Origin of the sequence: Rhizobium sp. NZLR8 (assembly GCF_019685025.1) — a bacterium.
GTDB lineage: Bacteria > Pseudomonadota > Alphaproteobacteria > Rhizobiales > Rhizobiaceae > Rhizobium.
In genome coordinates this window covers 88,371-100,363 of sequence record NZ_JABDVY010000008.1, presented here as the reverse complement: position 1 = coordinate 100,363, position 11,993 = coordinate 88,371, and the positions used below count along the sequence as shown (strand labels likewise).

At 62.2% G+C, this 11,993-nt stretch carries 13 protein-coding genes; 6 read left to right on the top strand and 7 right to left on the bottom strand.

The window, feature by feature from the left end:
* Positions 1 to 14: 14 nt before the first annotated feature.
* Positions 15 to 1,304, top strand: coding sequence for an amidohydrolase family protein (locus HJB89_RS18815; protein ID WP_221150383.1), 1,290 nt, complete (start codon positions 15 to 17; stop codon positions 1,302 to 1,304).
* A 95-nt stretch (positions 1,305 to 1,399) separates the two neighbouring features.
* Here the strand turns inward: HJB89_RS18815 and HJB89_RS18810 are convergent, their stop codons facing one another.
* Both HJB89_RS18810 and HJB89_RS18805 read right to left on the bottom strand, forming a co-directional pair.
* Positions 1,400 to 2,098, bottom strand: a complete 699-nt coding sequence (locus HJB89_RS18810; protein WP_221150382.1) for a ribonuclease activity regulator RraA — start codon at positions 2,096 to 2,098, stop codon at positions 1,400 to 1,402.
* A 27-nt stretch (positions 2,099 to 2,125) separates the two neighbouring features.
* A complete protein-coding gene (locus HJB89_RS18805; RefSeq protein WP_221150381.1) occupies positions 2,126 to 2,911 on the bottom strand; it encodes an SDR family oxidoreductase in 786 nt (261 codons plus the stop codon).
* Between the two features lie 82 nt (positions 2,912 to 2,993).
* On the opposite strand from HJB89_RS18805, the gene HJB89_RS18800 reads away from it, so the two are divergent.
* Positions 2,994 to 3,866, top strand: a complete 873-nt coding sequence (locus HJB89_RS18800; protein ID WP_221150380.1) for a LysR family transcriptional regulator — start codon at positions 2,994 to 2,996, stop codon at positions 3,864 to 3,866.
* A gap of 5 nt (positions 3,867 to 3,871) precedes the next feature.
* On the opposite strand, the gene msrA is transcribed toward HJB89_RS18800, so the two are convergent.
* Positions 3,872 to 4,381, bottom strand: coding sequence for a peptide-methionine (S)-S-oxide reductase MsrA (gene msrA / locus HJB89_RS18795; RefSeq protein WP_221150379.1), 510 nt, complete (start codon positions 4,379 to 4,381; stop codon positions 3,872 to 3,874).
* Between the two features lie 186 nt (positions 4,382 to 4,567).
* On the opposite strand from msrA, the gene HJB89_RS18790 reads away from it, so the two are divergent.
* The 4 genes from HJB89_RS18790 to HJB89_RS18775 are packed head-to-tail and all read left to right on the top strand — an operon-like array spanning position 4,568 to position 8,535.
* A complete protein-coding gene (locus HJB89_RS18790; protein ID WP_221150378.1) occupies positions 4,568 to 5,713 on the top strand; it encodes an extracellular solute-binding protein in 1,146 nt (381 codons plus the stop codon).
* A complete protein-coding gene (locus HJB89_RS18785; RefSeq protein WP_221116175.1) occupies positions 5,713 to 6,603 on the top strand; it encodes an ABC transporter permease in 891 nt (296 codons plus the stop codon). Before HJB89_RS18790 ends, HJB89_RS18785 begins: the two co-directional genes overlap by 1 nt.
* The gene (locus HJB89_RS18780; protein ID WP_221150377.1) at positions 6,600 to 7,427 is read left to right on the top strand and encodes an ABC transporter permease; all 828 of its coding nucleotides are present in this window, start codon (positions 6,600 to 6,602) and stop codon (positions 7,425 to 7,427) included. Before HJB89_RS18785 ends, HJB89_RS18780 begins: the two co-directional genes overlap by 4 nt.
* 28 nt (positions 7,428 to 7,455) lie before the next feature.
* Positions 7,456 to 8,535, top strand: coding sequence for an ABC transporter ATP-binding protein (locus HJB89_RS18775; RefSeq protein ID WP_221150376.1), 1,080 nt, complete (start codon positions 7,456 to 7,458; stop codon positions 8,533 to 8,535).
* A 1-nt stretch (position 8,536) separates the two neighbouring features.
* Here the strand turns inward: HJB89_RS18775 and HJB89_RS18770 are convergent, their stop codons facing one another.
* The 4 genes from HJB89_RS18770 to HJB89_RS18755 form a co-directional block, all read right to left on the bottom strand.
* Positions 8,537 to 9,370, bottom strand: coding sequence for an inositol monophosphatase family protein (locus HJB89_RS18770; RefSeq protein ID WP_221116178.1), 834 nt, complete (start codon positions 9,368 to 9,370; stop codon positions 8,537 to 8,539).
* 177 nt (positions 9,371 to 9,547) lie between these two features.
* Positions 9,548 to 10,441 (bottom strand): ribokinase, encoded by an 894-nt coding sequence (locus tag HJB89_RS18765; protein ID WP_221150375.1) that lies wholly within the window; start codon positions 10,439 to 10,441, stop codon positions 9,548 to 9,550.
* A gap of 24 nt (positions 10,442 to 10,465) precedes the next feature.
* Positions 10,466 to 11,113 carry a TenA family protein gene (locus HJB89_RS18760; protein WP_221150374.1) on the bottom strand — a complete coding sequence of 216 codons (648 nt, stop codon included), beginning with the start codon at positions 11,111 to 11,113 and terminating at the stop codon, positions 10,466 to 10,468.
* Between the two features lie 2 nt (positions 11,114 to 11,115).
* Positions 11,116 to 11,958 (bottom strand): BtpA/SgcQ family protein, encoded by an 843-nt coding sequence (locus HJB89_RS18755; RefSeq protein WP_221150373.1) that lies wholly within the window; start codon positions 11,956 to 11,958, stop codon positions 11,116 to 11,118.
* Between the last annotated feature and the right edge of the window lie 35 nt (positions 11,959 to 11,993).

Genomic DNA, 11,993 nt, shown 5'->3' with positions numbered 1-11,993 from the left:
CCAATGAGGTTCCGATGTTCGATCTGATCGTCAGAAATGCAAATCTCCCCGATGGCTCAAAGAATATCGATATCGGCATCCAGGGCGGCAAGATCATCGTTGTCGAGCGCAATCTCCAGGCGCAGGCGGGGGAAGAGATCGACGCGACAGGCCGGCTGGTCAGCCCGCCCTTCGTCGATCCGCATTTCCATATGGACGCCACCCTGTCGCTCGGCCTGCCGCGCATGAATGTATCCGGCACGCTGCTTGAAGGAATCGCGCTCTGGGGAGAGTTGCGCCCGATCGTGACGAAAGAAGAGCTGGTCGATCGTGCGTTGCGCTATTGCGACCTGGCGGTCACGCAGGGGCTGCTCTTCATTCGCAGCCACGTCGACACCAGCGATCCCAGACTGGTGACCGTCGAGGCGATGATCGAGGTTCGCGAAAAGGTCGCGCCCTATATCGACCTGCAATTGGTCGCTTTTCCTCAGGATGGCTATTACCGCTCGCCCGGCGCGATCGACACTCTCAACCGCGCCCTCGACATGGGCGTCGACATCGTCGGCGGCATTCCCCACTTCGAACGGACGATGGGCGAAGGTACGGCCTCGGTCGAGGCGCTCTGCCGCATCGCTGCCGACCGCGGCCTGCCGGTCGACATGCATTGCGACGAAACCGACGATCCGCACTCGCGCCATATCGAGACGTTGGCTGCGGAAACTATCCGCTTCGGGCTCAAAGGGCGCGTCGCCGGCTCGCATCTGACCTCGATGCACTCGATGGACAATTACTATGTCTCCAAGCTCATTCCGCTGATGGCGGAGGCCGAGATCAACGTCATCCCCAATCCGCTGATCAACATCATGCTGCAGGGCCGGCACGACACCTATCCGAAACGCCGCGGCATGACCCGCGTCAGGGAATTGATGGATGCGGGGCTTAATGTCTCCTTCGGGCACGATTGCGTCATGGACCCCTGGTACTCGATGGGATCGGGCGACATGCTGGAGGTCGGCCATATGGCGATCCATGTCGCGCAGATGGCCGGCATCGACGACAAGAAGAGAATATTCGACGCATTGACGGTCAATTCGGCAAAGACGATGGGGCTTGCAGGTTACGGCCTGGAAAAGGGATGCAACGCCGACCTCGTCATCCTCCAGGCGAGCGACACGCTGGAAGCGCTGCGGCTGAAGCCGAACCGGCTGGCGGTGATCCGTCGCGGCAAGATCATCGCCCGCTCGGCGCCGCGCATCGGCGAGCTTTTCCTGGACGGACGCCCGACGCGGATCGACGGCGGTTTGGATTACGCGCCGCGTTATTGAAGTGCGGGGGCGGCTTATCGGAGCAGCTTCTATCTGCGCCAAAACAAAAGGGGTCGCGAGGCAGCGACCCCTTTCCATTCGCACTGACTTGGAGATTATTTCTTCGAAGCCTCGTAGAGCGCCTTGGTTTCGGCGTTCATCGGATAGAGGCCGGGCAGCGCCACGCCGTCATCGATCCTGGTCATGATCCAGGCTTCCATGCGCTCCTGTTCCGGGGCTTCCGCCAACACAGCCTCGAGCAGATCGGCCGGGATCAGCACCGCGCCGTCCTGGTCGACGACGATGATGTCATCGGGAAAGACCGCCACGCCGCCGCAACCGATCGGCTGCTGCCAGGCGACGAAGGTGAGGCCGGCAACCGAGGGAGGTGCCGCGACGCCGCGGCACCAGACCGGCAGGTCGGTGTCGAGCACGCCGGCAAGGTCGCGCACCACGCCGTCGGTGACAAGTGCGGCAACACCCCGCTTCTGCATGCGGGCGCAGAGGATATCGCCGAAGATGCCGGCATCGGTCACGCCCATCGCGTCGACGACGGCGACGCAGCCTTCCGGCATCGCCTCGATTGCAGCGCGCGTCGAGATCGGCGAGGCCCAGGATGCCGGCGTCGCCAGATCCTCGCGGGCCGGAACGAAGCGGAGCGTGAAGGCCGGGCCGACGATGCGCGGCTGGCCGGGCTTTAACGGAACGGCGCCGCGGATCCAGACATTGCGCAAGCCTTTCTTTAGAAGAACGGTCGTCAGTGTCGCCGTCGAGACGACCTTGAGTGTTGCTATCGCTTCAGTGCTAAGGGCCATTGGTTCTCGGGTCCAATCCGGTTTCAGTCAGATGCTCTGGATCATGCCGCCATCGACGCGGATCACCGATCCGGTCAGATAGGAGGCAGGCTCGCTCGCCAGGAAGGCGACGACGTTGCCATATTCTTCCGGCCGGCCATAGCGGCCGAGCGGAATGCTGCCGGTGCTTTCGGCGACGACGTCATCGATGGAGCGGTTTTCGCGCTTGGCCTTCTGCTCGTCGAGGAAGGTGATGCGGCCGGTGGCAATCCGGCCAGGCAGGACGATGTTGACGGTGATGCCGTCGCGCCCTACCTCGCGCGCCAGCGTTTTCGACCATCCCACCAGCGACAGGCGTAGCGCGTTCGAGATGCCGAGATTGGGGATCGGCGCCACGACGCCCGACGAGGTCGATGTGACGATCCGTCCCCATTTGCGCGCCCGCATCTGCGGCAGCACACGATCGGTGACTGCTATGACGGAGAGCACCATGCTTTGGAAATACTGGCTCCAGACTGCCGTCTCCTGGCCGGAGACGGTGGTCGGCGGCGGGCCGCCGGTATTGTTGACGAGGATATCGACAGGTCCGAATTCGCGTTCGATCGCAGCGACATGCGCATCGATCGAGTCGAGATCGGAAAGATCCCATTGCAATGCCAGCGCCCCGCCCCCTTCGGATTCAATTGCGGCTGCGGTCTTCTGCGCGGCGGCAAGGTCAATATCCGCCGCGGCAATTCTGGCGCCTTCGCGCGCAAGCTTGACGGCGATCGCGTTGCCCAGTCCGCCGCCGGCGCCAAGCACCAGGGCGGTCTTATCCTTCAGGCCGAAATCCATCCGTTCGTCTCCTATATTTCGGAGCAGCGGACTGTAAATAAAATATCGCTTTTGCTTCGTTCAGGAGATAGAAAAACTATCGATGGACACACGCTTTCTCGAAACCTTCATCGTCGTTGCCGAGCGCCATTCGCTGGCGGAGGCCGCCCAGCGGCTGAACCTCACGCCGGCGGCCGTTGCCCAGCGCATTCGCGCATTGGAGGCCGAGCTTGGGGTGCGGCTGCTGGTGCGCTCCGGCCGCGTCATGCGGCCGACGGAGGCCGGCTTTGCCATTCTCGAACGCTGCAGGGATCTGGTGCGCGACACGCGCGATCTGAAAACGATGGCCGGCACCGCGACGATTTCGGGCGAGATGCGGATCGGCGCGATCAATACGGCGCTGACCGGCCTCGTTCCCGATATTCTTCATCGCCTCGCGCAGGATTACCCGCTGATCGAAATCTTCCTCAAGCCGGGCGCTTCGATGGATCTTTATGACGAGGTTTTGAACGGCGCGCTGGATGCGGCGTTTATCATCGAACCGCGATTTCCGATGCAAAAGACGCTGAGCTTCAACAGGTTGCGCCAGGAGCCGCTCGTGCTGATCGCGCCGCGGGATTGTAACGGGGCCGATCCGCTCGAATTGCTGCAGACCCTGCCCTTCATCCGCTACGACCGCAATCAGTGGGGCGGCCATATCGCCGATGAATACTTACGCGAGATCGGAATCCGCCCCATCGAGCGTTATGAACTCGACGCGCTGGAGGCGATCGCGGTAATGGTAAACCGTGGCCTCGGGGTCTCGATCGTGCCGGATTGGGCGCCGCCCTGGCCGGCTGGATTGGATATCGTCAGGCTGCCCCTCCCCCGCTCGTCCGCCGTGCGCACGGTCGGCATCATCGTGACGCGGTCCTCGCCGCGGGCAAACCTCGTCGCCGCACTTCTGGAAACCAGCCGTGCGGCGATGGAGGCCTGATCGGCTCAGGCGATCTTCTGGCGGACCGGCAGCTTCCAACCGGGCCGGACGAAGTGGCAGGTGTAGCCGTTCGGAATCCGCTCCAGATAATCCTGGTGCTCGGGCTCGGCCTCCCAGAAATCGCCGACGGGCACAACTTCGGTGACGACCTTGCCGGGCCATAGGCCGGATGCGTCGACATCGGCGATCGTATCCTTGGCAACACGCTCCTGCTCGGGGCTGGCGTAGAAGATCGCCGAGCGGTAGCTCGCGCCGACGTCATTACCCTGGCGGTTGCGCGTGCTCGGGTCGTGAATCTGGAAGAAAAATTCGAGGATTTCGCGATAGCTGATCCTTGCGGGATCGAAGATGATCTCGATCGCCTCGGCGTGGTTTCCGTGGTTGCGATAGGTGGCATTCGGCACGTCGCCGCCGGAATAGCCGACCCGGGTCGAAATCACGCCCTTGTACCGGCGGATGAGGTCCTGCATGCCCCAGAAGCAGCCACCGGCGAGCACTGCACGTTCTTCGGTCATTGGATGTCTCCTTGTTTGCCAAGAGATAGTATCTCCGGCCCGCGATTTCCACACAGCGGAAATAAGCACAGCTGTGCAATTTCCTTTCGAACAGCCTGGTCCTGTCATGTCGATGTTACGCGCCGGCGCTAGCAAGGCCTCCGACAATCCGCCGAGGCAGAGCCTCGACACCTGATGGAGACGGTTATGAATAGGCGTGAATTTCTGATCACATCGTCGGCTGCGGCGGGTCTTCTGGCTCTCCCGCGCTTCGCATCGGCGGCAGTCGGCACGATCGACCTCTATAGCGGTTCGGATGCCAATATCGTCGACCTCTGGAACAACATCATCCGCCCTGCCTTCGAAAAGGCGCATCCCGAACTCCCGCTGAAGGTGACCGATGCCGGCGATAATAACGGCCTGCGCGCCATCGCCGACCGCGCGCTCGCAGCGCTGAAGACGAAGACCGATCCGCAGGCTGACCTTTTCGAGCAGTTCGATCCGCGTTTGCCGGCGGGTGGTATCGATGCCGGCCTCTGGGTGAAATTGTCAGCCGAAAACATCGAAGGCTACGACCACATCAATCCACTGGCCTTCGATACCCCCTACTCGCTTCCCTATCGCGGCTCGCAGGTGCTGCTCGCCTACGACACGGCCAAACTCGACCCGAAGGATGCCCCAAAAAGCTGGGATCAGCTCACGACCTGGATCAAGGCCCATCCGGGCCAGTTCATCTACAACAGACCCGACAAGGGCGGTTCGGGCAGCAACTTCGTTCGCCGCGCAATTCATGAGGTGAACGGCCGCGATCCGAAGAAATTCAAGGTCGACAATTTCACCGTGGACTACGGCACCAAGGCGCTGACGCCGGCCTGGAAGCTGCTCAACGATCTCGCCCCTTCGCTCTACGACAAGGGCGCCTATACATCAGGCAATACCCAGTCGATCCAGCTGCTTGCCCAGGGTGTCGTCACCATGGTGCCGGTCTGGTCGGACCAGGTGCTGCAGGCGATCTCGCAGGGCGTACTGCCCGAGACGACTGGCTTGGTGCAGCTTGGCGATCTCGCCCTTTGCGGCGGCTTCTCCAGCATCACGGTGTTCTCGAACGGCGCCAACAAGAATGCGGCGCTGAAGCTGGCCGCGTTCATGCTGACGAAGGAAATGCAGGAAGCGATCATCACCCAGATCGGCGGCTTCCCTGCCATCTCCTGGGACCATATCTCCGACGATCTGCGCAAGAAATATGCTGACGTCATTCCGTCGACCATCCCCACCTTCCCGAGCGGCGATTGGGAAAAGGCGATCAACGACGGCTGGTATCGCAACGTCGCGCCGGGCATCAGCCGCACCTGATGTCCGCCGATACCGCGCTGGCGGCACCGCGCCGTCACCAATCTATCGACAGGAGGAGCTTCCTCGGGCTCCTCCTCGTCGCCCTGCCGGTCTTCCTGGTTGGATGGCTGATCATCTTCCCGATCTTTTCGGCGGTCGTCGGCACGATTTTGGTTCGAGGCCCTGAGGGCGCGACGGAGTTCTCGCTCGCCTCCTACCGCTTCTTCTTTTCCGATGGCTACAGCCTCGGCAATCTATGGCTGACGCTGTGGACCACCGCCGTCTGTGGCATTCTGCTTCTGGCGATCGGCCTTCCGATCGCGCTTTACCTTCGCTTCTCGCAAGGTCGCCTTGCTGCCTACGTGCAGGCTCTTGCGATCTTCCCGATGTTCGTGCCGTCAATCATTCTTGCTTATGCGCTGATCAGGACCATCGGGCCGAACGGCACCGTCGACCTGTTGCTGAACGCCGTCGGCCTGCCCAAGCTGCGCACGCCCTATCTGACGCCGTGGGGACCGGTGATCGGCCTCGTTTGGGACAATCTTCCGTTGACGGTGCTGATGCTGACGGCCGGCCTCTCCTCGGTTTCGAACAGCGCCATCGAGGCCGCCCGCGACGTCGGCGCAGGGCCGCTTCGGGTCTTCGTCTCGATCATTCTGCCGCGCATGGGCAATTCCCTGCTGGTCACTGCTTCCTTTGCGGTGCTCGGCATCTTTTCCGCCTTCACCCTTCCCTATGTGCTCGGCCCGGCATCGCCGGAGATGATGGGGCCGTTCATGCAGCGCACCTTCGCCGACATGAACGACCCGCTGAACGCCATGACCCAGGCCGTCATCACATTCGCCTTCTGCCTGGTCTTCGGCATCTTCTATATCCGGTCGATTGCCCGCAACCGGGAGGTCCGGCCATGAGAACAACTAGACCGGGCATCGGCCTTCGCTTCGACTGGATCGGCATGCTCTTCGCATGCCTGCTGACGCTGTTCATCGCGCTGCCGCTGATCGTCGTCGGCACATGGGCCTTCACCGAGGTCTGGCGTTACCCGTCGGTGATCCCGCAGCAATTCGGCCTGCGCTTCTGGGGCCAGACGCTGGCGCGCTCGGATGTCTGGGATGCTCTCTTGCTCAGTCTGCGGCTGACCGCGACGGTGACCGCCCTTTCCGCCGTCATCTGCCTTCCCGCCGCCTATGCTTTCGCGCGCATGCGCTTTCCCGGCAGAAATATCCTGTTCCTGTCGTTTCTCGCATCGCATGCCTTCCCGAAATTCGGCCTGCTCGTCGCCATTGCCGGCATCTTCCTGCAGCTCGGCCTGATCAGCACCTTCTGGGGCGTTGTGCTGATCCAGCTTGTCGGCACGCTGATGCTGATGATCTGGATTCCGGTCGCAGCCTTCCAGAATGTCGACCGACGCATGGAAGAGGCAGCCCGCGATGCCGGCGCCACGCCGCTGCGCGTCTTCTGGTCGATCACGCTGCCGCAGGCCGCACCGACGATCACCGCCGCCCTGCTTCTGACCTTCGTCGGCACCTTCTACGAAACCGAAGGCGCCTGGCTGATTGGCGCGCCTGGGATCCGCACCATGCCGGTGCTGATGATCAGCTTCATCAACAATCAGATCGTCGTGCAATATGGCGCCGTGCTCTCCGTCATGCTGTGGCTGCCGTCCTTCATCGCGCTGATGTTTGCGCGCCGCGTCATCGGCACTGGCGCGTTCGCGAGAGGTTTTGGTGCGTGAGAGGCGCCAATTGAGGAAAGGTTTGAGAATGGCACATCTAATGATCGAGGGCGTTTCGAAGCTGTTCGGAAGCACCTTTGCCGTTCGCGAGTTTTCGCTCGAAGTCGGCGACGGCGAACTCGTCTGCCTGCTTGGCCCCTCCGGCTCCGGCAAATCGACGCTCCTCAGAATGATCGGTGGCTTCGAGCGTCCGAGCGGCGGAACGATCCGCATCGACGGCAGGGATGTGACGAGCCTGCCGCCCGAGCGGCGCCCGACCGGCATGGTGTTCCAGAGCCACGCGCTCTGGACGCATATGGATGTCTTCAACAATATCGCCTTCGGTCTGAAGCTTCGCCGGCTGCCGAAATCCGAAATTCGTCAGAGTGTCGAGAATGCGCTCGATCTGGTCGGCCTTGCCGATTACGGGCGGCGGATGACGACGCAACTGTCGGGCGGACAGCAGCAGCGCGTCGCCCTTGCCCGCTCGCTGGTGCTCGAGCCGAAGATCCTGTTGCTCGACGAACCCTTCGCCAGCCTTGACCAGCACCTGCGCGAAAGGCTGCGGGAAGAAGTGCGCGATATCCAGCAGCGCCTCGGCATCACCACGCTCTTCGTTACCCACGGCCAGGACGAAGCCTTGGCGCTCGCCGACCGCATCGTCGTCATGCGCGACGGACGCACAGAGCAGATCGCGCCGCCGAGCACTATCTACCGGCAGCCGCAGACAGCCTTCGTCGCCGGCTTCATCGGCTCGATGAATTTCGTCGAGAGCCACACCAGAAACGGCGCCTGCGAGCATCCGCTCTTCCCGCTTGCGATCCCCATCGAGGACGGACCCGTGACGCTGGCCACCCGTCCTGAAGCGCTGATGATCCGGTCCTCGGACCGGCCGGATGCCGCGACGGTCCATCGCGTCGTCGATTTCGGCACGCATAAGATGGTCGATGTCGATCTGGCCGACGGCAGCCGCTTGAAGGCGATGGTGGCGCCGGACGATCGGATTCGGACCGGAATGAAGGTCGAGCCGAGCTGCACCAGTTTTTTCGTCTACCGCAACAATGAACTCGTCCATCAATCGATGACGGCAAGGGGCGATGCGGACCTTGGGCGGCTGTTGCCGGTCTAAGTTACGCCTTCGTCGCGAAGCCTTCCTTGAGCCAGGGATACAATGCCTTGCTGGCGGCGAGGATATCGCCCGGCCCGTCGACGGCGGCACCGGAAAAACGCGTGACGATGCCGCCTGCCTCCTCGACCATCAGCGCCGAGGCGCCGAAATCATGGATCGAGAGCCCGTCCTCGAAGAATCCGTCCAGCCGGCCGCAGGCGACATAGGCGATCGACAGCGCCGCCGAGCCGAGGCGGCGTACGCCTGCCGTGTTGGCCATCAGCCGTTTGATGGCGTCGAAATAGGCCGCTTCGGCGACCGCCTTGACCTGGCCCGGGATTGGCAGGCCTGCACCGACAAGCACGTTTTCGATGTCGCCGACCTCGGCGCAGCGGATGCGCTCGCCGTCGAGATAGGCACCGCCGCCGAGCTCGGCGCTGAACAGCTCGTCCTGCATCGCGTCATAAACGACGCCGGCGACGAGCCTGCCGCCTTCGGCGATTGCGATCGTCATGCCGAAATGCGGAAGGCCCCAGGCATAATTGGTGGTGCCGTCGATCGGATCGATATAGATGATGGGTGTTTCCGGCCCGGCCGTGCGGTTGCCGACGGCTTCCTCGCCTTGAATGGCATAATCCGGAAAAGCCTTCGTCATCTCGTCGACGATGATCCGCTCGACGGCGACATCGATCTCGGTCTGATAGTCGCGCGGCGCCTTGGCCAGCATTTCGGCCGATGTTCGTCGCCGCAGCGAGCCGCGGGCGGTTTCGCCCGCCTTTATGACCGTTTCGGCAAGCACGGCGAGGCGGGACGATGCGGTCGGGGAAAGACGCGCGGAAATCGGAGAGGATGCCATGAGAAGAGTCCGGATTGCTGCTGATATGACGGGGTGAGCTACGAGGCGCCCATCCCTTCGCAGAGGCTGATGATGGTTTGATGAAGCTGTCCGCTGCCATTGCCGTCAAACGCCATCCAACAGTCGACGAGAACGCAGAGTTTGTTTGTCAGCGTCAACATAATGGCGTCAAGCCGGTTATTTCAAGATCGTTTCAAGCTCGGAAACCGTAGGAAACGCCTTTCTGGTCCCGTGCCGAGAGACGGTGATAGCGGCGGCGGCGGCGGCATGCTCGATGGCCTGCCTGTCCAGCCGTCCCCCTCGCAGCCCACAGGATGCCAGCGCCACGGCCATAAACGTATCGCCCGCACCCGTCGTATCGACCACATCGCAGGCTCGGGCGGGCACTTCAATGCTATCGCGCCGATTGACAAGCGTCGCGCCGTCGCTGCCGAGGGTCAGAACGATTTCGCGCAGGCCCCGGCTCAAAAGATATTCGGCAGCATCGCGGCCTGTCGTTCCTGTCAGGGCCTGGGCCTCACCCTTGTTGAGGAACGCTATATCGATCAACCCCCAAAGATCGGAGAAATAGGAACGCACCGGCGAGGGATTGAAGGCGGTGATCATGCCGATCGCTCTTGCCTGCTCCAGGATGTCGCGGGTCGCCTGATCGGACAGATTTCCCTGCAGCATCATCAGATCGCCTTGACCGGCGGTCGACAGGCTTCGTGCGACATGGGACAGGGACAGGCTCTGCGCTGATTCCGTCGTCGTGACGATGGCATTTTCACCGCCCGGCAGCCGGAAGATGATCGAGACGTCGCTCGATGTATCTTGCATTTCGATCAGGTCGCTCTGAAGCGGTTCCTCCGCGAGGTAGTGGCGGATCGTCTCGGCCCTCGCATCCCAACCGACAGGCGCCACCAACGTTGTCGGAACGCCGCAGCGGGCCATGACGACCGCCTGGTTGGTGCCCTTGCCGCCGAGATCGCTGCCACCGGCAGTGCCGAGGATGGAGGCACCAATGACCGGAAGTTCGGAAACGGCGATGGTTTCGTCGATGGCGACATTGCCGACTATGTAGGCACGCATGCATCCGCTTTCGCAAGGCTGAAGCTAAAGATAAGGCGCATTGTGAAAATCGATCTCGAGCTGCATCGCCTGGCCGAAGATCGCGCTCAATCGAGCCATTTCATCCTCTTCCAGGGTTTCTCCTGCCATGTCGAGTTCATTTTTCAACCATTGCGCCTGGGCGGCGAAATTAGGATCGACATGCAGCTCGACCCATTCCTTCAGCAGCGGATCGCTGATCGAGCGGGTAGCCGCTTCCTTCGACCATGTCCAATACATCCACTCGGCCGCAAACATCGCCGCGACCGTGTCGAGGAAGCCGCCCTGGCGAGCGATCTCCAACATGCCGGTACGAAAGGCCTCGACCTCGGCGATGCCGGTGTCGAAGGAAGAAGGATCAATGCCGCGGCTGGCGAAGGTGCGTTCGAAATAGCTGATCTGCTCGGTTGCCAGCGCGTCGAGAACCGCGATCAGCCAGCGCTTCTGCGTCATCGTCTTGGCGGTCGCCGCCGCATAAGCAAAGATCGAGATGGCGCTGTCGACGAAGGCGCCTTCGTAGACGAGATAACGCTCGAAAGCCTCCTTGCTCAAGGTGTCGTTCTTCACGTCCTCGACGAAACGGTGGCCAAGCATCGTCCGGAAGACGGCGTCGTTCTCACGTAGAATGCGGTCTGAAAGGCTCTCCTTGGCCATGCTCAGCCCTCCAGTCCCGGTTCGGCAACCGCCCGGAAGGCGCGCACCCGCTCGATATCGACAGGATTCCACCAGACACCGCCATGTTTTAGCGATGAGGCGACGATGACGCCGTTGGTGCGGCTCAGAATATCGACGATATTGTCCTTGTTGACGCCGGAGCCGACGAGCAGCGGCAGATGCGTCGCTGCGCCGATCTCCTCGATTTCCTCCATCGTCGCCGAATTGCCGGTTCGCTGGCCGGTGGCGATGACGCCGTCGGCATCGAAGAAGGCGAGGTCACGCGTCAGTTCCTGGATCGAGCGGTCGGCGACGATGGCGTGGCTGCCGTGTTTGACGTGGCTGTCGGCAAAAACCTTGATGTGCTCGGCCCTGAGCAGCGAGCGGTAGCGCATGGCTTCGGCGGCCCTGCCCTCGATGAAACCTTCATTGGCAACATAGGCATTGGCCCATTGATTGACGCGGATGAATTTGGCGCCGCCGGCCATGGCGATGGCGAAGGCTGGAATCGGCGCATTGGCAAGGACGTTGACGCCGAGCGGAATGCCGGCCGCGCGCGCGATCCGGTCGGTGACGACGGACATGAAACCCGTCGTCTCGGGGCCGATATCCTCGGGCTTCGAGAATGGCACGTCGCCGTGATTTTCGATGATCAACCCATGCAGGCCGCCTTCCATGCAGGCTTCGGCGTCGCGCATGCACGCGTCGTAGATCGCGTCCATCGCAGCAGCCCTGTAGCGGGGTGCACCCGGAAAGGCCGGGCAGTGGATCATGCCGATCAGAACCTTCTCCCTGCCGAAGATGTCCCTGACGGCGTTGGATGATCTGTCCGAAATTTCCTGCATGTCATTCCCTTTCCAATTTCTGCCGCGTGCTGAAA